Consider the following 22,040-nt stretch of genomic DNA (forward strand, 5'->3'; position numbering starts at 1 on the left):
AAACCATTACCCGGGCACCCCGCCGCGGCCCGGGCGCAGGCCCAGCAGAGCCGTGCGGCCCTGGGCCTCGTAGGCCGCGAGCAGGGCGCTCAGGTCCGCTTCCACGAGGCGGCGGTAGCCCTCGCCGCGGACCGGGCACCACCACACCGGGTCGGGGCCGGGGCCGCCGGCGGCCCGCTGCGGGGTGCGGGGCAGGAAGCCCGCGCGGCGCAGGGCGACCCGGTGGACCTTGTTCGTCGCCGTGACCGGCATGGCCGCGACCACGCGGACGTAGCGCGGGGCCATCTTCGTGCCCAGGTCCGGCTGGGCGGCCAGGAAGGACGCGAAGGCCGCCGGGTCGAAGACCGCCCCCTCGCGCAGGGCGATCGCGGCCATCACCTGGTCGCCCGCGACCTCGTCGGGGACGGCGTAGACGGCGACGGCCGCCGCGTCCTGCCAGCGGGCCAGGATGTTCTCGATCATCGCCGCGGCGAGGTTCTCGCTGTCGACCCGCAGCCGGTCGTCGGTACGGCCCGCGAAGTAGAGGAAGCCCCCGGCGTCCCGGAAGAAGAGGTCGCCCGTCCAGTACCAGCCGTCCCGGGTGCGGGCGGCCTCCGCGTCCGGGTTGCGCCAGTAGCCCTCGAAAAGGCTCCGGCCCCGGTTGACCAGCTCGCCTATGGCCTCGTCGCCGTTCAGCAGGCGGCCCCGGGCGTCCAGCCGCGCGGGCGGGCACTCCCGGCCCGTCTCCGGGTCGATCACCGCCAGGTCGTCCCCCGCCCCCGCCCGGCCCAGGGCCCCCTGCGGGGTGTCGGGGGTCCGCTGTACGGAGGCGCCGCCCTCGGTGGCCCCGTAGCCCTCCACCAGCCGGACGCCGAACCGCTCGGCGAAGCGGGCCGCGTCCACCGCCCCGGCCTCGGTGCCGAAGCCGAGGCGCAGCGGGTGGTTGCGGTCGTCGGGGCGGGGCTCGGTGGCCAGGAGGTACTGGACGGCGCGGCCGACGTAGGTGAAGTAGGTCGCCCCGTAGGCCCGCACGTCGTCCAGGAACGCGGAGGCGGAGAAGCGGCGGCGCAGGGCCACCGCGGCCCCGCCCGCGAGTGCCGGGAGCCAGTCGGCGATGACGGCGTTGCCGTGGAAGAGCGGCATGCAGACGTAGTGGACGTCGTCCGGAGTGACCGAAAACTGACGTGCCAGGGAGTGACCGGCCCCGGCGAGGCGGCCCTGGGTGCAGATGGCGGCCTTCGGGGCGCCCGTGGAGCCCGAGGTGAAGTAGAGGAGCAGCCGGTCGGCGGGCCCGGGCGGGCGCAGGACGGCCTCGCCGGGCTTCGCGCCGGCGTAGGGGGCGAGGAGGGCCTCGTACTCCTCGGTGCCGGTGACCAGGAGGCGTACGCCGGGCAGGTCGAGGCCGCGCAGCAGCGGCAGGTGGGCGGGCTCGGTGACCAGGAGCCGGCATTCGGTGTGCAGGATGTCGCGGGCCAGCTCGGGGCCGCGCCGGGTGGGGTTGATCCCCGCGACGGCGGCCCCCGCGAGGGCCGCCGCGCCGAGCCAGTGCGGGAACTCGGGGACGTTGTCGAGCAGCACCCCGAGGTGCGGCTCGGCCCCTGGCGGCATGAGGTCGACGAGGAGCGCGGCGCGGGCGGCGGCTTCCCGGGCGGCCCGGTGACGGCTGAGGACGGCGCGCCCGGCACGCTCGGCGCCCGGTGCGCCGGGTGCGCCGGGTGCGCCGGGTGCGCCCGTGGCGCCTCGGGTGTCCTCGTACATCAGGCCGGGCCGGTGGTCGCCCCACTGGCGCGCGATGAGCTCCGCGACGGTTTCCGGTGCAGTCGTCGTCCGCATGCCGCCGGAGGTTAGCTGACGTGTCGTCAGAATTGAACGTCGGAGCAGGAGTAGAAGGCCATCGGGGTGTCGTTGACGGTCCAGACGGCCAGGATCAGGTGCCGGCCGGTCTTGCCGCTGGGCATCGCGCCCTGGTGGACGGTGGTCATGGAGGGTCGGGCGCCGTTGTAGGCGACGGTCAGGAAGGGCTGCGGGTCGAGGGCGGCGCGGGTGAGGGGCTTGGTGGGGTCCCAGCCGTTCTTGGTGACGTAGTACTTGAAGTCGGTGGTGGAGTGGTTGGCCGTGAACTGCCACCGGAAGGCATAGCTCTGGCCGCTGGTGACCTGGGTGGCGGGCCAGGCGCCGCCGCGCGGGTCATCGAGCTCCGCGAACTGCGGGAGGTTGGCGGAACATATCTTGCCGTCGGCCGGTCCGGCGGCCGGGAACCCCTTGAAGCCCTCGACGCTCTGCGGCTCCCACTGGATGGCGCCGCAGTTGGCGACCGTCTTGTTGGCGCAGAGCTTCGCGCGGCTGATGGGGGTGTCGGTGTAGCCGTGGCTGCTCGCGCTGGGGGCGCTGAGCAGGGTGATTCCGGCGACGAGGCCGAGTCCGAGCGCGGCGGCGCCGGCCCGTCCGGGCATGCGGAAGTGACGCATGATGCTCCTTGAACGTGGGGGGAGTTCGGCGAGAGCGTGCGCACGCGTGGGGATGAAGTGGCTCGGTTGAGTTCTTCAGGTCTAGACCAAGTCCCAGATTATTGACGAGAGTTGGCCATGTCCATACCAATGCGAGAACGGGTGGTCCGGTAGATTCCGGCCACCCGTTCGCGTACCGCCTTGACTCGGCCCGTCCTAGTCCGAGCGCCCCGTGTAGAAGGCGACCGTGAGGTCCTTCACCAGAGCCTTGCGCTCGTAGTCGTCGAGCTCGACGAGCCCGCGCGAGGTGAGCCGGTGGACGGTGTCGTCGACGGCGTCCACCACCGAGGTCAGCACGCTGTCCCGGTGCTTGGCGTCGATCGCCGCGACCCGGCGGCGGCGCATGGCCGCGGCCACCTCGGGGGCGTACTCGATCCGGGTCGGCTGGGCCGAGAACACCTCCACGCCCACCGCCTCGGTCTCCGCCGCCAGCATCCGGGTCAGCGCCTCGCCGACGGCCTCGGCGTCGCGCAGGGTCGGAGCGTCCTCGTGGAAGGCGTCCGCGGGGAGCTGGGACAGGACCCGGGCCATGGCGGATTCCACCTGCTCGGCGAGGTAGTCCACGTGGTCCTCGACGCCGAGGGTGGCCCGGGCGGTGTCCTTGACCTGCCAGACGACCTGGACGACCACTTGGAGGGCGAGCCCGCCGGAGTCGACGGCGGGCATCGGCTCGCTGCGCCAGTGGCGCAGCCGTACGTCGACCCGGCGGCGCAGCAGGAGGGGGCTGATCCAGGTCAGGCCGGTACGGCGGACCGTGCCGCGGTAGCGGCCGAAGAGGGTGAGCACCCAGGCGTGGCCGGTCCGGGCGCGGCCGAGCCCGCCGAGGGCGAGCAGGGCGACGATGCCGAGGAAGGCCAGCGGCGGCCAGTGCGTGGCGCGCAGGCCCTGGTAGGCCCGCGGGGTCCCGCCGAAGGCGGCCACGAGGGGGGCCGGGAGGATGCCGGTCCGCCAGAGCACGGCCGCGCAGCCGGCCAGCGCGAGCCCGCCGACGGCTACGCCGATCCAGCCGGGCAGGACCGGGCCGCGGTGCTCGCGGAGCCGTTCGTCGCCGCGGGGGGCGCGGCGGGCGGGGGGCTGGGCCGGGGGCTGGGCCCGGCGGGGGGTGGTTGGCGCCATGGCCTTGGCCGTTGCGGGCCGGGGCCCGGGTGCGGGCTCGGCGCGGAACGGCAGGTGGACCGGCACCTCGGTGACCGCGGCGCCGCGCAGGGGGGTGACCCGGGGCAGGTCCTGCGTGTCGTCCTGGGCTTCGTCCCGGGCCGGTTCCAGGCCCCGCTCGACCGCCTGGGCGACGATCTCGGCGACGCCGGGGCCGGGGATGCCGGAGTGCACCGGCTCGGGCTCCGGTTCGGGGCTCTGCGGGTGCGGGATGGCGGGCTCGGCGGCGGTGCTCCGCAGGTGCAGGGTGGCCACGTCCTGGGGGTCGGGGTCGGGGTCGGCCTGCGCGCGGGCCGCGGGCACCTCGGGGCCGTGCGGGGGCTCCGGGGCGGGGCGGTCTGCGCCTGCGGCGGGTGCCTCTGCCAGGCGGACCGCCGCGGGCACCGACACCACGGCCACCCGCGACCCCGCCGCGGCGGCGGCGAGCACCGAAGCGACCCGCCCCTGCGGTTCGCCGGACCCGACGGCCTCGGCGCCCGAGGCCGCGGAGGAAGCCCCGTCGAAGCCCCGCACGGCGCGAGCCGCCGGGGCGAAGGGCCGGGCTGCCGGTGACTCCGCCCCGGCCGGGGCGGGCACCTCCCGCGGGGCGGCGGACGCCGGATGCGTACGGGCGGCCGGGGCGGCGAAGGACTCGGGCACCTCCTGGCGCGTGCCGGACGCCGGGTGCGTAACGGACCCCGAAGCCGAAGGGGCAGCAAGGGGCTCGGGCACCTCCCGGGGCGCGGCGGACGCCGGGGCCCCGCCGGCCGGGGCGAAGGGCCGGGCTGCCGGTGACTCCGCCCCGGCCGGGGCGGGCACCTCCCGGGGCGCAGCGGACGCCGGGTACTCACGGAGGCCCGGGTCGGCCGGGGCGGCATGGGCCGCCGAGGCCGCAAGAGGTCCGGGACCCTCCCGGAGCGCGGCGGACGCCGGGGCCGCGGCAACCGCGCCCAAGGGCCGGGCCGCAGCAGCGGCCACGGGGCCGGGCACCTCCCGCAGCACGGTGGACGCCGGGTTCCCGGCAGTCGCGTCGAAGGGTTCGGCTGGCGGAGCCTCCGACCCTGCGCGGGTGGGCAGGGGCTCGGCCACCTCCGCAGCGGACGCCGCGAAAGGCCGGGCCTCCGGAGTCTGCGCCCCGGCCGGGGCGGGCGGAGCCGTTGCGGTTCCCACGAGCCAGCCGGGCACCCGTACCTCCCCGGTGGCCGACGCCACGGCCGCCCTCGGCGGCTCGGGCGCCTCGCCGCGGGCGGCGAAGTCCTGTGGGGCGGGCGCCTCTTGGCGCACCGGGTCGGAGCCGGCCGCCGGGAAGAGCGGAGACACGGAACCCAGCCGGTCGGCCGGAACGGGCATCCCCCGGTCCGCCCCGGGCGTCCGGAACGACTGGGGCTCGGGGGCCGCCCGGCCCGCCGCGGCGGGGCCGGACGCCGGGAAGGACCCGGAGGCGGGCACCGCCCGGTCCGGCCCGTACGCCGGGTTGGCCCCGGGGACCGGGACCCCCCGGCCGGGGCCGGGCGTCGCCGAGTGCTGGGGTGCGGGCACCGCGCGGGCCACCGGGGCCGGGTCGGACGTCGGAACGGCGTGGGGGGTGGGGGTCATCCGGGAGGCCTCGGACGCCGGACGGGACCCGGAGGCGGGCACGGCGCGGTCCGCCAGGGCGGGCTCGGGCATCGGGAAGTGCTGGGGCGGGCGGGCCCCCCGGTCGGGACCGGGCGCACCGAAGGACTCGGGCTCGGCCGCCGGCCGGGCCGGGGCTGCCGTCGGCTGGGTCGTGGCTGCCGCCGGCCAGGACGAGGCAGGCGTACCGAAGGACTCGGGCTCGGCCGCCGGCCAGGACGAGGCGGGCGTACCGAAGGACTCGGGCTCGGCCGCCGGCCAGGACGAGGCTGCCGGGGGGACGTGGAGGGTGCCGGTGGTCGAGGTGGTGCGGGTGGGGTACATCGTTGCCTCCGTCATGCGAACAGCCGGCGCCAGGTTTCCGGGCCCGGGTAGCCGTCGGCCGAGGCGCCGCGCCAGCCCTGGGCGCGCTGGAAGGCCTCGACGTTGCGGCGGTCGGCCTCGCTCCAGCGCGAGCCCGGGCCGGACGTGTAGTGCTTGCCGAAGCCCTTCTTCACCAGCTGGCGGCCGAGGGCCGCGATGGCGTCGTGGGACTTGCCCGGGCGGAAGACCGACAGGCCCGGATAGGCGCGGACCCCGCCCGGGCCGGGGGCCGCGCCCACGGTCGGCGTGATGTCCTTGCCCTGGCGCTGGACCAGCAGCCGCCAGGTGTGCTCGCCGGGGATGCCGTCGGCGTCCGTCCCCGTCCAGCCCTGCGCCCGCTGGAAGGCCTGGGTCGCCAGCCGGTCGGCGTCCTTCCAGGTCCGGCTCGCACCCTTCGGGTAGAAGCGCAGGGCGCCGCGGTCGATCAGCATCCGGCCGAGCTGGGCCACGTGGTCGTTGGTGACGCCGGGGCCGAACTTCGCCGCGCCCGGGAAGGGCGTCACGTCGCCCGGCTTCGCGCCGCCCGGCTCGGCCGGCGCCGCCGGGACCTCCGGCACGATCCCGCCGGTCACCCCGTTGAACCGGTACGGGACGTACTTCGCCGGGTTGGTCCAGTAGCCGTAGGGCGTCGCCAGCTTCCGCGTGTTCGGCCGGGTCTGCTCGTAGGCCACGTAGTGCGTGTGCGTGCCGTCCACCCAGCCGCCGAAGATGACGACGTGCGAGCCGTTGTTGGGGTCCGCCGGGTTGTGGAAGAGCAGCATGTCCCCCGGCAGCAGCTCCTCCTTGGTGATCTTGGTGGCGAACTTGTCGAGGCTGCCGGTCCATTCGTTCGTACCGAGGTTCCAGGCCATGGAGACGTAACCCGAGCAGTCCTGCCGGTACCCGTCCGTCCAGTACTCGGACATGCTGTACGGGACCTTCGCGTCCAGCCACAGCTTCGCCCGGTTGATGATCGTCGTGCGGTCGATCCGCTTGACAGCGCCCGGCGCGCCCGGGGCTCCGGGCTTGCCGACCGGCGCCTTCGGGCCGTGCAGCGGGGCCCGGCCGCCCTGCGGGGAGCCCGGGTCGTCCGCAGCCACGGTTCCCGGAGCGGCCGGGGTGCTCAGCGCCGCCGCGGCTCCGCCGCCGCCTCCCAGGACCACGCCCGCGGCAGTGGCCAGCACCAGCGCCCGCCGGGCCCCGCGCGCGGCCGGATGCCCCCCGTCCCGGAGCGGTATGGCGCGGGCGCGGGCGAGGGAACGGCGGTGCAGGGCGCACCCCTGGCACGGGCAGTCGCCCGCGGGCTCGTACTCCTCGAAAGCGGGCATCGGCATCTGCACACGCGTCGGCGGCTGCATCGTCATGCGGTTCCGTCCACTCCCCTGCTCGTCCACTGGTCGGCCGGAAGCGCATCTGGCGGGTCATCAGATGCGGCACGGCAGACATATCGTGCACGATGGAACGCTCAAACATGGGTTAATCGGACAATGTGGGCGTGGCTGGTCACGAGCACCGCTGGAGGTGGGGTAGAGTTTTCCCTGTCACCAAGCGCCGCTAGCTCAGTTGGTTAGAGCAGCTGACTCTTAATCAGCGGGTCCGGGGTTCGAGTCCCTGGCGGCGCACAGACGGAAGAAGCCCCCGCAGCGAAAGCTGCGGGGGCTTCTTCGTGCTCCCGTGCGGTGCGATCCGCGACGCGGCCTACGCCGCCGTGCCACCCGGCCGGGCTCCCGAGCCCGTCAGGTACGCGGAAACCACCACATTGGCCGTGTACTCCTTGGCCGCCTTGTCGTAGCTGCCGCCGCAGGTCACGAGGCGGAGCTCCGCCCGGCCCGCGACCCGCTGGCCGTACGCCTTGTGCGGGTCGAAGCCCGCGCGCTCGTAGACCCGTACGTCCTCGATCGTGAACTCCGCCACCGAACCGTCGGACCGCACCACACGGACCTTCTCGCCCGGCTGCGCCGAGCTGAGCCCGTAGAACACGGCCGGCTTGGAGCGGGTGTCCACGTGCCCCACCATCAGCGCGGTCCCGGCGGCGCCGGGCTGGGTACCGGCGCCCCACCAGCCCACCGTGCCCGGGCGGTCGTCGGGCGGCGGCTCGATCGCGCCGTCGCCGTCCAGACCCCGGGAGATCACCGGAGCCTGGATGCCTATGGACGGTACGTCGACCCGCTGGGGCAGGGCCGCGGCGAGCGGGGCGTGCGCGGCGGGCAGCCCCAGGCCCACCGAACCGCCGGCCTGCCCGGCCGCCGGAGCGGGGACCCCCGTGATCTGGCGGCCCCACAGCCACAGGCCCAGCACCAGCACCGACCAGGCGGCGAAGGTCAGCAGCCGCCCGCCCGCGGAGGTCTTGCCCTCGCTCATTCGCCGCTGCGGCGGCGGCGCAGGGTCAGCGCCCGGCCCGCCACGGCCAGCGTGGCGGCGGCCGCCAGGACGGCGCCGATCACCGTGTGCGGCATGCCCGGGCCGTCGCTCCCGTGCTCCTTCTTGGCCGCCGCGGCCAGCCGCGTCGTCTCCGCGACCTCGGCGGACATCCCGCCGCCGCCCGCGTGGACCGGCCAGACCGGCGAACGGTGCGGATCGGGGCGGTGGTCGCGCCGGCGGATCTCGATGGAACCGTGGACCTTGCCGTCGTGCCCGTCACAGGTCACCCGGACGGAGTGCCAGCCCGGCGAGGCGTGCGAGCTGATCATCGCGTCGCCGTAGAGCGGGCTGCGGCCTCCGTCGCGTCCCCGCAGGTCGGCGGCCCCCACGAAGACGGCGGACTTGGCCGCGCCCGTGGTGCCGTTGCAGCCGTGGACGCGCAGCTTGACCTGCGCCCCCGGTTCGGCCGGGTTGGGGTCGGCCGAGATGCTGCCGCGGTCCTCCTCGCCCGCGAGGGCGGTGGGCGCGGTCACGGCGGACAGGGCCGTCAGGGCGACGGCCACCCCGGCGACACGGACGGCGATCGGAACACTGCGCATGGTGAACCTCCTCAACAAGGAGATTCACGCCCGTGGCGCCGCTCCGCATCCGGAGCGGCGCCGTACGTGTCAGCCGTACGCGCTAAACGTGTCCGCGCATCAGACCAGGTCGGTCAGACGAGGTCGATCAGCAGGTCGGTCAGACCAGGTCGACCAGGTCCGCGATGGAGGCGACCGTCTTGGTCGGGCGGTAGGGGAACTTCTCGGTGTCGGCCTCGGAGGTCAGTCCGGTGAGCACGAGGAAGGTCTGCATGCCCGCCTCCAGCCCGGCCAGCACGTCGGTGTCCATCCGGTCACCGATCATCGCGCTGCTCTCGGAGTGCGCGCCGATGGCGTTCAGGCCGGTCCGCATCATGAGCGGGTTCGGCTTCCCGGCGAAGTAGGGCTTCTTGCCGGTCGCCTTGGTGATCAGTGCGGCGACGGCCCCGGTGGCCGGGAGCGGGCCCTCGGTGGAGGGGCCGGTCTCGTCGGGGTTGGTGCAGATGAAGCGGGCACCGGCGTTGATCAGGCGGACGGCCTTGGTCATCGCCTCGAAGCTGTACGTCCGGGTCTCGCCCAGGACCACGTAGTCGGGCTCGTGGTCGGTCAGGATGTAGCCGATGTCGTGCAGGGCGGTGGTCAGACCGGCCTCGCCGATGACGTAGGCCGTGCCGCCGGGGCGCTGGTCGTCGAGGAACTTCGCGGTGGCCAGCGCGGAGGTCCAGATGTTCTCGACGGGGACGTCCAGGCCCATGCGGCTGAGGCGGGCCTGGAGGTCGCGGGGCGTGTAGATGGAGTTGTTGGTCAGCACCAGGAAGGGCTTGCCGGACTCGCGCAGCCGCTTGATGAAGGCATCGGCCCCCGGGATCGGCGTGCCCTCGTGGATGAGGACCCCGTCCATGTCGGTGAGCCAGGATTCGATCGGCTTGCGCTCTGCCACTGGACTGTTCTCCGCTCTGCGGGGCCGCTGCCCTCGGGGGCCTCTGGTCTGTACCACCCTAGCCGTGCCGGGCCGTGGGTGCGGAGGGCGTCCACGGCCCGGACAGGGCACCCGTACGGCGGGTCAGCGCACGGCGACGTCGTCGACGGTCCAGAACCAGTTGTTGTTCCCGCTGTAGCGGAAGCGGACCTGGACGTCGGTGGCGCCGGCCGGGACCTGGAGGGCGATCGACTCGGCCTTGGCGAGGGCGTCGGCGGTGTAGGTCTTCACGACGGCGGGGGTGGCGCCGTTGTAGGACACGAGGACCTGCGCGGTCTGGCCGGCCTCGTGGCGGTAGTGGGACTGGAAGGCGAGGGTGCGGGTGGTGCCGCCCGTGACCTTCCACTTGGGGGTGATCAGGGTGGAGTCGAAGCTGCCGGTGTGGGTCTTGTCGTCCCACTCGTCGGAGTCGGCGACGGCGAAGACGTCCCGGGAGCGGACGTTCAGCTCGCGCCACTGGTCGCGCTGGGACTGGGTCCAGAACTCGTCGGTCGCGAAGGACCAGCCGGCCCACTCGGTGACGCCGCCCGTGCCCATCTTGGAGTTGTCCACGGCCCAGCCTGCGGGCGGGGTCCGGGTGAAGCCCTTCACGCCGGCCGGGATGCCCGTCTCGTCGACCCGGGCCTGGAGGTTCGGGCGCAGGGTGTCGAACGGATCGCTGTCGGGGGCGTTCAGCGGGACCCCGTCGAGGCCGGGGGCGCTGACGCCGACCTGCGCGAGCGCGGTCGCGGCCACGTCGGCCAGCTTCACGTCGTCGCGCACCGAACCGGCGGGGATGCCCGCGCCCCTGGCGATGACGAAGGTGCCGCGCTCCTGGATGGTGGAGCCGCCGTGGCCACCGGAGTCGACGTGCCCGTGGTCGGTGGTGACCAGGATCTTCCAGTTCTCCTGGGCGTAGGACGGGCGGCCCTGGACGGCGGTGAGGAGCTGGCCGACCAGGGTGTCGACGCGGGCGACGGTGTCGAGGTACTGCTGGCTGGCCGCGCCGTAGGAGTGACCGGCCGCGTCGATCTCGCCGAGGTAGACGAAGGCGGCGTCCGGGTTCTGGTTGCGCAGTTCGGCGGCGGCGGCCGCGGCGATCTTCGGGTCCTCGGTGCGGTAGCCGTCGCGGTCGCCCTTGAGGGAGAGGCGCTTGTCGACCTTGGGGGAGAAGATCGGGCCGTTCTGGTCGGTGGAGGTGATGGGCTCCCAGTCGGCGGCCGCGTACGTGTTGAGCGCCGGCTTGGCGTTCTCGATGCGGGTCAGGAAGTCCGGGTAGGCCGTGTAGTTCTTGCCGGTGAAGGAGTTGTCCTTCACCCCGTGCTTGTCGGGCCAGACTCCGGTGGCGATGGTCGACCAGCCGGGGCCGGAGGAGGTCGCGCCCATCGGGTTCGCGTACAGGGTGCTGCGGGCGGTCAGCCCCTGGGCCATCAGGCCCTTCAGGTGAGGGGCGTTGGCGGCCTTGACGCGGTCGAGGACCGCACCGTCGAGGCCGATGACGAGGACCTTGTCGGTGGAGGCCGAAGGCGCGGCGGTGGCGGTGTGCGTGCCGAGGGCGGTGGCGAGCAGGGCCGCCGCGGTGGCGGCCACGGCGAGGGTGCGTCCGGGCAGGGCAGGGGACACGTACTCCTCCAAGGAGCAGGTGAGCGGGGAAGGGTGCGGGAGCGGGGTGCAGGTGCGGGGGCGGTGCGGGAGCGGTCCGGGGCGGTGCGGTGCGGGAGCAATCCGGGGCGGTGCGGGAGCGGTCCGGGTCCGGGAGCGGTTCCGGAGCGAAGGGGCGGGAGCAGGTCCGGAGCAAGGGGGCGGGCGCCCGGTCCGGGACTGTTGCGCAAGCGTCACTGTCCCGGCCGTGGGTGGCCAGGACGTAACCGGTCAGCTTCCGGTCGCCGACTTCCACGCGTCGACGTATCCCGTGAGGTTCTCGTCGATGTCGGCCCAGTCCGGCTCGAATATCTCGACACCGGTCATGATCTTGGTGAGCTCGACGGCGTTGGCGTCGGTGGGCTTGACGTCGGCGCGGGCGGGGAAGCCGCCGCCGACCTCGCTGACCAGCTTCTGGGCTTCCGCGCTGAGGAGGTGGTCGAGGAGCTTCTTGCCGTTCTCGGTGTGCGGGGCCTTGTCCACGAGGCCGGCCGCGTAGGGCAGCGCGAAGCTGGTGGGGCGGCCGCCCTCCTTCGCGGGGAACCAGATGCCCAGGTTGGGCATGGACCGGGACTGCGCGAAGTTCATCTGGACGTCGCCGTTGGCGACGAGCAGCTCGCCCTTGTCGGTCTTGGGCGCGAGCTTGCTGGTGGAGGAGGACGGGCCGACGTTGTTGGCCTGGAGCTTCTTCAGGTACTCCATCGCCGGCTCCTTGCCGCCGAAGTCGTGCATCGACTTGATGAGGACGGCGGTGCCGTCGCCCGCGACACCCGGGGTGGAGTACTGGAGTCTGCCCTTGTACTTGGCGTCCAGCAGTTCCTCCCAGGTCTTGGGGGCCTCGGGGAGCTCCTTCTTGTTGTAGACGAACCCGAAGTAGTTGTTGACGACCGAGGTCCACTTGCCGTCGGCGGCCTTGTCCGCGCCGTTGACCTGCTCGGAGCCCTGCGGCTTGTAGGCCTGGAGGAGGCCCTTGCCGTCGGCCTGCTGGATGAAGGGCGGCAGGGTGATCAGTACGTCGGCCTGGGTGTTGGTCTTCTCGCGGACGGCGCGCTGCACCATCTCGCCGGAGCCGCCCTCGACGTACTTGACCTCGATGCCGGTCTTCTTGGTGAAGTCGGCGAAGACCTTGTCGTACCAGCCGTCGCCCTTGTCGCTCTTGAGTCCGTCGGCGCTGTAGACGGTGACGACCTTCTCGCCGCCCGCGGCTCCGGCGGAGGAGGAGGCGCCGCAGGCGGTGGCGCCGACGGCGAGGGCGAGGCTGCCGGTGAGGGCGGTGGCGGTACGGAGCAGGCGGGTTCTGGGCATGGAACTTCCTTACGGGGAAAGGGAGTCAGCGGGGGTGGGGAGGGGTGGATCAGCGGTAGGAGGCCTTGGTGCGGATCCGGGAGACGGCCAGGAGGACGAGCACGGTGGTGGCCATCAGGACCACGGCGACGGCGGAGCCGCTGAAGAGCGAACCGCGGTCGGTGGCGGTGAAGATGCGGACGGGCAGGGGCATCCAGTCCGGCGGGTAGAGCATCATCGTGGCGCTCAGCTCGCCCATGGACAGGGCGAAGCAGAGTCCGGCGGCCGCCGTGAGCGAGGGCAGCAGCAGGGGGAGCTTGACCCGCCACAGCACGTACGCGGGCCGGGCGCCCAGGGAGGCGGCGGCCTGCTCGTACGCGGGATCGAGACGGGCGAGCGCGGCGGAGACCGACTGGTAGGCGAAGGCCGTGACGAGGACGGTGTGCGCGAGGACGACAATCGAGCCGGTGCCGTTGAGCAGGAACGGCGGCCTGCTGAACGCCACGAGCACGGCGAGGCCGACGACCACCGAGGGCACGGCGACGGGCAGCATGAACAGCGCGTCCAGGGCCTGCTTGCCGCGCCTGCGCAGGCCGGCGGCGGCGAGTGCGGCCCAGGTGCCGACGGTGAGCGCGAGCAGGCTGGCGACCAGGGCGGTGACCAGGCTGGTGGTCAGCGCCTGGAGGGATTCGCCCTGCACGGCGGAGGCGTAGTTCGCGGTGGTCGGGCCGGAGGGGAAGGCTCCGGACCAGTGGGTGGCGAGGGAGGCCGCGAAGACCACGAGCAGGGGCAGGGCGAAGAGGGGAAGGAAGAGGAGGCCGAAGAGGCCCCAGGCGGCCCAGCGGCCGGCCCGGCTATGCACCAGCACGCTTGGTCACCACCCGGTAGAGGCCGAACAGGCCGACGGAGATAGCGATGTTGACGACGGCGACCACGCAGGCGGCCGCGTAGTCGGATTCGAGGATGGCCTTCCCGTAGATCAGCATCGGGAGGGTCGTGACGTCCTTGGCCCCGGTGAACAGGACGATCCCGAACTCGTTCAGGCACATGACCAGGACCAGGCTGCCGCCCGCGGCGAGGGCCGGCCGGGCCTCGGGCAGGATCACCTGCCGCACGATCCGGGCGGGGCGGGCACCGAGGCCCGCCGCGACCTCCAGCTGGGCGGTGTCCAGTTGGGAGAAGGCGGCGAGCAGGGGGCGCATCACGAAGGGGGTGAAGTACGTGATCTCCGCGAGGAGTACGCCCCAGGGCGTGGTGAGGAAGTGGAAGGGGCCGTCCGCGGCGCCCGTGACGCCGGTCCACACCCCGTTGGCCATGCCGACGGTGCCGTAGATGAAGAGGAGGGCGAGGGTGATGAGGAAGGAGGGGAAGGAGAGGAAGACATCGATGAACTTCGCGACGGAACGGGCCCCGGGGAACGGGACGAAGGCGATCACCAGGGCGAGCGCGAAGCCGAGGACGAGAGCGCCGGCGGTGGCGCCGAAGGCGAGCCAGACGGTGGTCCAGAGGGCCTCGCGGAAGGCGGTGGAGGCGAAGACGGAGGAGTAGGCGTCGAGTGCTCCGCCGCCGTTCTCCGGGGTGAAGGACTGCTGGACGACGAGGGCGAGGGGATAGAGGAAGACGACCGCGAGGAGGAGGACGGGCGGCACCGCCCATATGCCCCCAGACTTCGTCCGGGGGGACCCCCGGCGCGGCAGCCGGACCGTTGCGCGGGGCCGGGGCCCGGCGGGGCGGGCGGATGCCGCGGACTCGCCGGACGCGCCAAGGCCGGCGGGGGCGGAGGCCTCCGCCGCAGAGCCGCCCGGGGCAGGGGGCCGTACGGCCGGTGCAGGCGCCGGACCGCCGTCCCCCCGCCGGGCAGCCCCGGCGGGTACGGGATCACTCTGGCGGGAGGCTCCGCCAGAGCGGCCCGGGGGCCCGGCGGGGGCGGAAGCCTCCGCCGCGGAGCCGCCCGGGGCTGGGGGCCGTACGGCCGGTGCGGGCGCCGGACCGCCGTCCCCCGGCCGGTCGGCCCCGGCAGGTACGGGATCACCCGCGCGGGAGGCTCCGCCGGAAGGGATCGGGGCCGGAGCCGTCCGGGCCGGGGCCGCCGGGGCCGGGGCGACCGGGCCCGCGAGGTTCGGGGCCGCCAGGGCTGCGGGGTGCGGGGCCGGGGGCGGGGCGCCCTGGGCGGAGCTCGCCGGGGCCGGGGGGGTCGGGGAGTCAGGCATTCGAGACTCCGGCCGACAGGAGGACCGCGTCCCGGGGGGCGAAGTGGAGGGTGACGCTTTCGCCGAGGGCGGGGGTCTCGCGGAGCTCGGGCAGGTCCGCCTTCACCCGGTGGCCGTCGACGTCGACGTACAGCCGGTGCGTGGAGCCGCGCCACTGGACCTCGGCGATCGTGCCGGTCAGCGCGTTGGGCCCGGCCCCCAGGCCGAGCATGTGCGGCCGTACGCACAAGGTGGCGCTCGCGCCGGGGACCGCGCGGCCGCGGTCCAGCGTCAGCGGCCGCCCCGCGAACACCGCTCCCGACTCGGCGACCGTCACCGGCAGCAGGTTCGCGTTGCCGACGAAGGAGGCGGTGAACTCGGTGCCCGGCGCCCGGTACAGCTGTTGCGGGGTACCGCAGTCCTGGAGCCGGGCCCGGTCCATGACCGCGATCCGGTCGGCCAGGGTGAGCGCCTCGACCTGGTCGTGGGTGACGTACAGGATGGAGACGTCGGGCAGTTCGCGGTGCAGCCGGGCCAGTTCCGCCAGCATCCCGGAGCGCAGCTGCGCGTCGAGCGCGGACAGCGGCTCGTCGAGCAGGAGCACCCCGGGGCGGATCGCCAGGGCGCGGGCGATGGCCACGCGCTGCTGCTGGCCGCCGGAGAGTTCGCGGGGGTAGCGCTTGGCATAGGCGGCCATGCCGGTCAGTTCCAGAGCTTCGGCGACCCGGCCGGGGACCTCCGCCCGGGGCGCCTTCTGCGCCTTGAGGCCGAAGGCCACGTTGTCCTCGACCCGCATGTGCGGGAACAGCGCGTACTGCTGGACCACCATGCCGATGCCGCGCTTGTGCGGCGGGAGCGCGGTGACGTCCCGGCCGCCGATCAGCACCCGCCCCGCGACGGGCCGCACGAAACCGGCGACCACGCGCAGCGCCGTGGTCTTGCCCGAGCCCGACGGGCCGAGCAGCGCCATCACCTCGCCGGGGGCGACGGTCAGGTCGAGGGAGTCCAGGACGGTGTTGCCGCCGTAGGCGACGGAGACCGACTCGAAGCGGATGCCGCTCACTCCGGGGCCGCCAGCGCGTCCAGGACGGCGGGGAGTTCGGCGACGGAGCCCAGCACATGGGTCGCGCCGTGCTCCGCGAGCGCCGCGCGGCCGTGGGCGCCGGTGAGGACGCCGGCCACCAGGCCCGCCCCGGAACGGCGGCCGCTGAGCATGTCGTAGGCCGTGTCGCCCGCGACGGCGATCTCCCGTACGTCGGCCACCGCGCCGGTGCGCAGGAACGCGGCCAGCACCATGTCCGGGTACGGTCGGCCGCGGCCGCCCGCGTCGGCGGGGCACAGGGTGAGGTCCGCCAGGTCCTGCCAGCCGAGGGCATCGAGGATCGCGTCCTGGGTGACGCGGGCGAAGCCGGTGGTCAGGACGACGGTGCGACCCTCGCCGCGGAGCTGTTCGACGGCCTCGCGGGCGCCGGGGAGCGGGGCGACGAGACCGCCGTCGACGAGGCCCGCGTACGCCTCCTCGAAGGCGGAGTTGGCGCGCCGGGCGAGCTCCTCGCTGCCGAAGAGGTGGCGGAAGACGGATATCTTCGACTCGCCCATGGTGTCGCGGACGTACTGGAGCTTCTCGGCGTGGCCGGGGGTGCCCGGCTCGACGCCGAGGCTTGCGGCGGCCCGTTCGAAGGCGCGCTCGACGAGGCCGCCGTCGGCGACGGTGGTGCCGGCCATGTCGAGGACGACCAGCTTGTACGCGGTGGGCGCGGTGCGCGGGGTGCCTGCGGTGCGCGGGGTGCCTGCGGTGTTCGTGTCGGTCATCTGACTTACCAGCCCAGTTCGTTCGCGGTGGTCTCGGCTATCGCGGGAGAGCAGGTCATGCCCCGCCCGCCGGGTCCGGTCACCAGCCAGACCCCGTCGGCCACCTGCTGGCGGTGGACGACGCGGCTGGTGTCGGTGCACTGCGCGTACACGCCCGCCCAGCGGCGGCGGATCTGCGGCAGCGGTCGGCCCAGGAAGGACTCGGCCACGGCGGCGACGTGCTCGTAGGGGTCTTCGAGGGTGTCGAAGGCGAAGGGGTGCTCGTATTCGTGGGTGTCGCCGATGGTCAGTCCGCCGTCCTCGCGCTGGACCATCAGCAGCTGCATCTTGTGCGCGGCGGCGGTCGGCGCCTGCTCCTGAGCGGCGTTCAGCTCGTCGAGCGCGGGCGACGCGTACGCCGGGTAGTACCGGAAGCTGTCGGCGTCGGCGACGGAGGTGGTGAGCCGCTCGCCGAGCGGGGCCGTCTGCATCATCTGCAGGCGGACGCGGCGCACGGGCAGCTCCGGGACCAGCTCGCGGACCAGGCCGGACAGCCAGGCGCCGGTGGCCAGGACGACGGCGTCGCCGCGGTGCACGTCGCCGTGGTCGTCGCGGACCGCGCCGGGGCCGACCACCTCGCGGACCTCACGGCCGGGCAGGAAGGTGTAGCGGCCGTCCGCCTTGGCGCGCAGGGCCTCGCGCAGGCGCAGCTGGGCGGTGCGCGGTTCCACGGCCGCGTCCCGCTCGCACCACAGGGCGGCCTCGAAGTCGCCGCGCAGGGCCGGGTTGATCCGGCGCGCCTCGGCGGCGGTGACCAGCGCGTAGCCGCGGGCGGCGGCGTCGGGGCGGGTCAGGGCCGCCTCGGCGACCGCGCGTTCGCGCGGGGTGCGGACGGGGGTGAGGGAGCCGTTGGCGCGGAAGCCCAGGCCGGGCACCTCCGCGCCGATGCGCTCCCAGAGCTCGCGGGCCCGCAGGGCGGTGTCGAGCTCCTCTCCCCCGGCCCGTCCGCTGACCCAGACCTGGCCGAAATTGCGCAGTGATGCGCCGCGGGCCTCGGCCTCGCGCTCGATCTGGACGACCTCGTGGCCGCGTTCGACTGCTTGCCAGGCGTGCATGGTGCCGACCACGCCGCCTCCGACGACTATGACTCTCACGGCGTCCACGGTGGTCGCGGCCCGTGACCCGCTGGGAGCGGTCCGGCAACGCGATGGTGAACAGCCCTCGACGCTTGGACTAGACCCGTTACCTTTCTGTGATGTCATTACGTCCCTTTCTGGTGGATACGGGTGGGCCGGCGTGGGCCACCGCGGCCTATTCGGGCCGCAGCCTGGTCGTGAAACTGAACCGGTCACCACGGTAGAGCGAACGTACCCGCTCCAGCGGGCGCCCCTCCTGGTCCCGGGAGAAGCGGTGAAGGAGCAGCATGGGCAGGGCGGGCGGCGTGCCGATCAGCAGTGCCTCGCGCGGGGTGGCGAGGACCGTCTCCAGCTTCTCGTCGGCGTCGCCGAAGGCGATGGAGAGGCGGTCGCGGAGGTATCCGTAGAAGGAGGAGTCCGGCTGGAAGTCGAGGTCCAGGCGGGGCGCCCGGGCCACGCGGACGTACGTGCTCTCCAGGCCGACCCGCTCGTCGTCGGCGAGCAGGACCCGCTCCAGGTGCCAGACGGGCTCGCCGGCCTCGGCGCCGATGCCGGGGGCGAGGTCGGGCGGGCAGGGGAACTGCTCCAGGCCGATCAGGTGCCGGCCCGGGCGGCGGCCCTGGCGGCGGACGCCCTCGGTGTAGCTGGCGAGGGAGAGCGGCTGTTCGAGCTTCGGCCCGGCGACGACGGTCCCGCGGCCGGAGCGGCGCAGCCGGCCTTCCAGCAGCAGCTCGCGCAGGGCCTGGCGGACGGTCTCGCGGGACACCTCGTAGCGCTCGGCGAGATCGCGCTCGGTGGGGAGGGTGCCGCCCTCGCCGAGCTCGTCGAGGAGGTCGGCGACCAGCGCCTTGACCGCGTAGTACTTGGGGATGCGGCCGTGCTCGGGGATCCCGGAACGGACGGGCGAGCCGGGGCGGTGCTGCGGGGTCTGTTCGTCCACGGAGGGACTCTATGCGGGGCGGCGGGCGGGGCTGCGGAGGGCTCTGCGTACGGGTCCGGGGGGTGGGGTGCGGGGTGCGGCTCTGCGTACGGGGTCTGCGTACGGGGTCTGCGTACGGGTGCGCGTGCGGGTGCGCGTGCGGGTCGCCGTACCGGTCCCGTACGGGGTCTGCGTACGGTTCGCCGTACCGGTCCGCGTGCGGGCGCCGTACGTGGATCAGCGTGCCCGGGCGCGCAGTCGCCGGGCGCCCAGCAGGAGGCCGCCGCCTGTGGTGAGCGCGGCCACGGCGCCCGCCCCGTACGCCCACTCGCGGGGGCCGGTGTGCGCCAGCGACCCGGCCTCGGCGGGGTCCTGCGGGCCCTCGACGGAGAACCGGTAGCCGCCGCTCTCGCCGACCCAGTCGCCGTCGTCGCCCTTGCGCTGGACGAGGGCCGCGTCCGCGACCACCTCGCCGGTGGGGGCGTCCGGTGCGAAGGAGAGGCCGACCTTCACGGTCAGGGCTCCCCCGGCGGCGACGGTGTACCCGGCGAAGGCGTCACCCCCGTCGAAGACGGCGATGATCTCGTCGCGGTCGGTCCCCTCCAGGCTGACGGGCAGGGTGCCGCCCGGAGCCTCGAACTCCATCCGCAGGTGGGCGGGGCGCAGCAGACGGGCCTTGTCGGTGAGGACGACGACGGGGTGGATGGCCGTGCACTCGGAGTTCGTGGTGTTGGTCAGGTCCAGGAACCAGGTCTGCGGCTCGCCGCCCGTGCGGTAGACGGCCGGACCTCCGCGGATCCGCGCGCCGATGGGGAAGGCGGTGCTCTTCCCGTCCCCGCAGGTGGCCTGTGCGCGGGAGGGCAGCGCCGGGGCGGGCCGGGCGCCTCCGCCGGTGCCGACGTCCGCTCCGGCGGTGGGCACGGTGGTGGCGAACAGGGTGGCGGAGAGGACGGCGGAGAGGGCAAGGGCTTTGCGCAGTCGCATGGAAGACCTTCGCTGCTCGCCGGACGGGACGATGGTCGGACCAGGTGACAATCAGCCCGGCCCTGCCCGCACCCTTCCACGCCCGCGCGAAGCCTCGTCGCGCGCCGCGCCTGGGTCGTTCTGGTTTACGCCCGGATGGCGGCGAGGTCAAGTGGCTGGTGGGACGGGTGGTGCGACCGGGGGCGCGGGTGGGCGGGGCCGCGGCCGGCTCGGGTCCGGTGGGTCCAGGCGGGGGCTGGGGTGCGGTGGTTCAGGCTCGGCCGAAGAAGGGTGCCAGGACCAGTTCCGCCGCGCCCTCCGCCACCCCGGCGCCGGCCAGGGCGACCGTCGGCGGGGGCTGCGCCAGGGCACGGGCCGCCAGGACGGCGCGTACCCCGGCCACGAAGACCTCCGGGGCCGCGGCGACGACGCGGCCGCCCAGGAACACCCGCTCCACGTCCAGCAGCGCGACCAGGTTGGCCGCGCCCTCGCCGAGGATCCGCGCGGCCTCCGGCAGGTCGCCACGGCCCACCGCCGCCAGGCAGAGCACCTCCGCGCAGCCCCGCGCCCCGCAGCGGCAGGGCGGGCCGTCCAGGTGCAGCACCTGGTGGCCGAACTCGCCCGCGGCCGAGCGGGCGCCCCGGTAGACCTCGCCGTCGAGGCACAGGCCCGCACCGAGCCCGGTCCCGACGTGCAGGTAGACGGAGGCACCGGACCGGGCCGCCGCCGCGGGCGCGGGCACGCTCATCGGGGCCACGTTCGCCGCGGCCACGTTCGCCGCGGGCACGTTCACCGCGGGCACTTTCACCGCGGGCACGTTCGCCCCGGCCACGCTCACCGCGGTCACGGTTCCGGCCGCGCCCGCGTTGGTGTCCTTGTCCAGCAGCACCGGCAGCCCCAGCCGCCCCTCCAGCACCTCCCGCAGCGGGAACCCCTCCCACTCCGGGAAGCCCGTCACCCGGCCCAGCACCCCGGTCCTGTGGTCCAGCGGGCCCGGCGCGGCCACCCCGGCGCCCAGCAGCGGCGGCCCGGCCGGATCGGTGACCCGCCCCACCCTCCGTACGACGGCCTCCACCACCGCGTCCTGACCCGCGCCGAAGTCCAGCGGGCCCCGGCTCTCGGCGACGACGCCGCCCGCGAGGTCCACCCGTACCGCCCGGAGCTCGTCGCGGTCCAGGTGCACGCCGACCGCGTGGCGGGCCTGCGGGACGAGGCGCAGCAGGGTGCGCGGCTTGCCTCCGGTGGACGCGGCCCGGCCCGCCTCGGCGACCAGGCCCTCGGCGGCCAGCCGCACCACGATCTTGCTGACGGCCTGCGGGGTGAGCCCCGTACGGACCGCGAGCTCGGCGCGGCCGAGCCCGGCCGGTCCGGCGCCGCGCAGCAGGTCCAGCAGCAGCGCATCGTTGTACCCGCGCAGCGTCGGCAGGTTCGCCCCGCCGCGCCTCTCCCCACTGCCACTGCCGCTGCCCCTGTTCACCTGCCCATTGTCCACCTTCCTTGCACTTTGACAACAGTGTTGCCAAAGTGGTCGTCATGAACGCCACCGCCCCCGCCTCCCCGCTCCGCGTCGGCCTCGTCGGCTACGGACTCGCCGGTTCCGTCTTCCACGCCCCTCTCGTGACCGCCACCGAGGGGCTCGTCCTCGACACGGTCGTCACCACCGACCCCGACCGGCAGGCGCAGGCGCGTGCCGAGTTCCCCGACGTGCGCTTCGCCGCGTCCCCGGCCGAACTGTGGGAGCGCAGCGGGGACGGGGGCCCCGTCGACCTCGTCGTGATCGCCTCCCCCAACAAGACCCACGTCCCGCTGGCCACCGCCGCCCTCACCGCGGGCGTCCCCGTCGTCGTGGACAAGCCGATCGCCGCGACCGCCGCCGAGGCGCGCGAGCTCGCCGCCCTCGCCGAGCGGACCGGCACCTTCCTGTCCGTCTTCCAGAACCGCCGCTGGGACAACGACTTCCTCACCCTGCGCCGCCTCCTCGCGGACGGTGAGCTCGGCGAGATCCAGCGCTTCGAGTCCCGCTTCGAACGCTGGCGCCCGCAGCTCAAGGGCGGCTGGCGCGAGTCGGGCGCCCCGGAGGAGATCGGCGGCCTGCTGTACGACCTCGGCAGCCACGTCGTGGACCAGGCGCTCGTCCTGTTCGGCCCCGCCGTACGGGTCTACGCGGAGGCCGACACCCGCCGCCCCGGCGCCGAGACGGACGACGACACCTTCATCGCCCTCACCCACGCCAACGGGGTCCGCTCCCACCTCTACGTCAGCGCGACCACCGCCCAGCTGGGGCCGCGGATGCGCGTCCTCGGCTCCCGGGCCGGGTACGTCAAGTACGGGCTCGACCCGCAGGAGGGCGCCCTGCGCGAGGGGCTGCGGCCGGGCTCGGACGTGCTGTGGGGCGAGGAGCCGCCGCACCTGTGGGGCCGGGTGGGCTCCGGCGAGTCCCCGCTGACCGGCGGCGGGACCCCGGTGCCGACCGAGCACGGCGACTACCCGGCGTACTACGCGGCGGTCGCCGCCGCCCTGCGCGAGGGCGGGCCCGCGCCCGTCACGGCGCTGGAGGCCGCGCACTGCCTCGACGTCCTGGAGGCGGCCCGCCGGTCCTCGCGCGACGGGGTGACCGTGGAGATCGGCGCGTAGCCCCGCAACG

At 74.6% G+C, this 22,040-nt stretch carries 18 protein-coding genes and 1 tRNA gene; 2 read left to right on the top strand and 17 right to left on the bottom strand.

Going from position 1 to position 22,040, the window contains the following annotated elements; all coding sequences use genetic code 11:
• Positions 1–6 precede the first annotated feature (6 nt).
• The 4 genes from IO30_RS0135495 to IO30_RS0135510 all read right to left on the bottom strand — a co-directional run bounded on the left by IO30_RS0135495 (position 7) and on the right by IO30_RS0135510 (position 6,910).
• Complete coding sequence (locus tag IO30_RS0135495; protein ID WP_051902796.1) at positions 7–1,812, bottom strand: AMP-binding protein; 1,806 nt, start codon at positions 1,810–1,812, stop codon at positions 7–9.
• 26 nt (positions 1,813–1,838) lie between these two features.
• Positions 1,839–2,432, bottom strand: a complete 594-nt coding sequence (locus IO30_RS0135500) for a lytic polysaccharide monooxygenase auxiliary activity family 9 protein (RefSeq protein WP_031150075.1) — start codon at positions 2,430–2,432, stop codon at positions 1,839–1,841.
• A 210-nt stretch (positions 2,433–2,642) separates the two neighbouring features.
• Positions 2,643–5,558 (bottom strand): SPFH domain-containing protein, encoded by a 2,916-nt coding sequence (locus IO30_RS47395; RefSeq protein WP_245234267.1) that lies wholly within the window; start codon positions 5,556–5,558, stop codon positions 2,643–2,645.
• A gap of 11 nt (positions 5,559–5,569) precedes the next feature.
• The gene (locus tag IO30_RS0135510; RefSeq protein ID WP_031150079.1) at positions 5,570–6,910 is read right to left on the bottom strand and encodes a peptidoglycan-binding protein; all 1,341 of its coding nucleotides are present in this window, start codon (positions 6,908–6,910) and stop codon (positions 5,570–5,572) included.
• Positions 6,911–7,124: 214 nt separating this feature from the next.
• On the opposite strand from IO30_RS0135510, the gene IO30_RS0135515 reads away from it, so the two are divergent.
• Positions 7,125–7,198 (top strand) — tRNA-Lys (locus IO30_RS0135515).
• Positions 7,199–7,274: 76 nt separating this feature from the next.
• On the opposite strand, the gene IO30_RS0135520 is transcribed toward IO30_RS0135515, so the two are convergent.
• The 13 genes from IO30_RS0135520 to IO30_RS0135580 form a co-directional block, all read right to left on the bottom strand.
• Positions 7,275–7,937, bottom strand: coding sequence for a class F sortase (locus IO30_RS0135520; protein WP_031150080.1), 663 nt, complete (start codon positions 7,935–7,937; stop codon positions 7,275–7,277).
• Positions 7,934–8,536, bottom strand: coding sequence for a hypothetical protein (locus IO30_RS0135525; RefSeq protein WP_037896075.1), 603 nt, complete (start codon positions 8,534–8,536; stop codon positions 7,934–7,936). The genes IO30_RS0135520 and IO30_RS0135525 overlap by 4 nt, the downstream gene beginning before the upstream one ends.
• A 139-nt stretch (positions 8,537–8,675) precedes the next feature.
• Positions 8,676–9,455 (bottom strand): HAD-IIA family hydrolase, encoded by a 780-nt coding sequence (locus IO30_RS0135530; protein ID WP_031150083.1) that lies wholly within the window; start codon positions 9,453–9,455, stop codon positions 8,676–8,678.
• A 123-nt stretch (positions 9,456–9,578) separates the two neighbouring features.
• Positions 9,579–11,096 carry an alkaline phosphatase family protein gene (locus IO30_RS0135535; RefSeq protein ID WP_031150085.1) on the bottom strand — a complete coding sequence of 506 codons (1,518 nt, stop codon included), beginning with the start codon at positions 11,094–11,096 and terminating at the stop codon, positions 9,579–9,581.
• Between the two features lie 249 nt (positions 11,097–11,345).
• The gene (locus tag IO30_RS0135540) at positions 11,346–12,419 is read right to left on the bottom strand and encodes a 2-aminoethylphosphonate ABC transporter substrate-binding protein (RefSeq protein ID WP_031150087.1); all 1,074 of its coding nucleotides are present in this window, start codon (positions 12,417–12,419) and stop codon (positions 11,346–11,348) included.
• Positions 12,420–12,468: 49 nt separating this feature from the next.
• Positions 12,469–13,266, bottom strand: a complete 798-nt coding sequence (locus IO30_RS0135545; RefSeq protein WP_031150089.1) for an ABC transporter permease — start codon at positions 13,264–13,266, stop codon at positions 12,469–12,471.
• Positions 13,253–14,095: a 2-aminoethylphosphonate ABC transporter permease subunit gene (locus IO30_RS0135550; protein WP_031150091.1), complete on the bottom strand. Its 843-nt coding sequence runs from the start codon at positions 14,093–14,095 to the stop codon at positions 13,253–13,255. Before IO30_RS0135550 ends, IO30_RS0135545 begins: the two co-directional genes overlap by 14 nt.
• 505 nt (positions 14,096–14,600) lie before the next feature.
• The gene (locus IO30_RS0135555; RefSeq protein WP_031150093.1) at positions 14,601–15,650 is read right to left on the bottom strand and encodes an ABC transporter ATP-binding protein; all 1,050 of its coding nucleotides are present in this window, start codon (positions 15,648–15,650) and stop codon (positions 14,601–14,603) included.
• Positions 15,647–16,399, bottom strand: a complete 753-nt coding sequence (locus tag IO30_RS0135560) for a phosphonatase-like hydrolase (protein ID WP_031150096.1) — start codon at positions 16,397–16,399, stop codon at positions 15,647–15,649. Before IO30_RS0135560 ends, IO30_RS0135555 begins: the two co-directional genes overlap by 4 nt.
• 5 nt (positions 16,400–16,404) lie before the next feature.
• The gene (locus tag IO30_RS0135565; RefSeq protein ID WP_031150097.1) at positions 16,405–17,532 is read right to left on the bottom strand and encodes a TIGR03364 family FAD-dependent oxidoreductase; all 1,128 of its coding nucleotides are present in this window, start codon (positions 17,530–17,532) and stop codon (positions 16,405–16,407) included.
• A gap of 157 nt (positions 17,533–17,689) precedes the next feature.
• Positions 17,690–18,454, bottom strand: a complete 765-nt coding sequence (locus IO30_RS0135570; RefSeq protein ID WP_031150099.1) for a GntR family transcriptional regulator — start codon at positions 18,452–18,454, stop codon at positions 17,690–17,692.
• 216 nt (positions 18,455–18,670) lie between these two features.
• Positions 18,671–19,417, bottom strand: coding sequence for a hypothetical protein (locus IO30_RS0135575; protein WP_051902797.1), 747 nt, complete (start codon positions 19,415–19,417; stop codon positions 18,671–18,673).
• A gap of 250 nt (positions 19,418–19,667) precedes the next feature.
• Positions 19,668–20,873 (bottom strand): ROK family transcriptional regulator, encoded by a 1,206-nt coding sequence (locus IO30_RS0135580; protein WP_037896076.1) that lies wholly within the window; start codon positions 20,871–20,873, stop codon positions 19,668–19,670.
• A gap of 56 nt (positions 20,874–20,929) precedes the next feature.
• On the opposite strand from IO30_RS0135580, the gene IO30_RS0135585 reads away from it, so the two are divergent.
• On the top strand, positions 20,930–22,030 hold the full coding sequence (locus IO30_RS0135585) for a Gfo/Idh/MocA family protein (protein WP_031150105.1): 1,101 nt from the start codon (positions 20,930–20,932) through the stop codon (positions 22,028–22,030).
• Positions 22,031–22,040: the final 10 nt, after the last annotated feature.

It is taken from the genome of Streptomyces xanthophaeus, assembly GCF_000725805.1.
In the GTDB taxonomy this organism is placed as follows: domain Bacteria; phylum Actinomycetota; class Actinomycetes; order Streptomycetales; family Streptomycetaceae; genus Streptomyces; species Streptomyces xanthophaeus.

What these genes read in the sequence shown, in the direction of transcription:
- IO30_RS0135520 (WP_031150080.1), bottom strand. Translation starts at nt 7,937, where the DNA reads ATGAGCGAGGGCAAGACCTCCGCGGGCGGGCGGCTGCTGACCTTCGCC.
- IO30_RS0135540 (WP_031150087.1), bottom strand. Translation starts at nt 12,419, where the DNA reads ATGCCCAGAACCCGCCTGCTCCGTACCGCCACCGCCCTCACCGGCAGC.
- IO30_RS0135510 (WP_031150079.1), bottom strand. Translation starts at nt 6,910, where the DNA reads ATGCCGATGCCCGCTTTCGAGGAGTACGAGCCCGCGGGCGACTGCCCG.
- IO30_RS0135495 (WP_051902796.1), bottom strand. Translation starts at nt 1,812, where the DNA reads ATGCGGACGACGACTGCACCGGAAACCGTCGCGGAGCTCATCGCGCGC.
- IO30_RS0135585 (WP_031150105.1), top strand. Translation starts at nt 20,930, where the DNA reads ATGAACGCCACCGCCCCCGCCTCCCCGCTCCGCGTCGGCCTCGTCGGC.
- IO30_RS0135500 (WP_031150075.1), bottom strand. Translation starts at nt 2,432, where the DNA reads ATGCCCGGACGGGCCGGCGCCGCCGCGCTCGGACTCGGCCTCGTCGCC.
- IO30_RS0135525 (WP_037896075.1), bottom strand. Translation starts at nt 8,536, where the DNA reads ATGCGCAGTGTTCCGATCGCCGTCCGTGTCGCCGGGGTGGCCGTCGCC.
- IO30_RS0135575 (WP_051902797.1), bottom strand. Translation starts at nt 19,417, where the DNA reads ATGCGACTGCGCAAAGCCCTTGCCCTCTCCGCCGTCCTCTCCGCCACC.
- IO30_RS0135560 (WP_031150096.1), bottom strand. Translation starts at nt 16,399, where the DNA reads ATGACCGACACGAACACCGCAGGCACCCCGCGCACCGCAGGCACCCCG.
- IO30_RS47395 (WP_245234267.1), bottom strand. Translation starts at nt 5,558, where the DNA reads ATGTACCCCACCCGCACCACCTCGACCACCGGCACCCTCCACGTCCCC.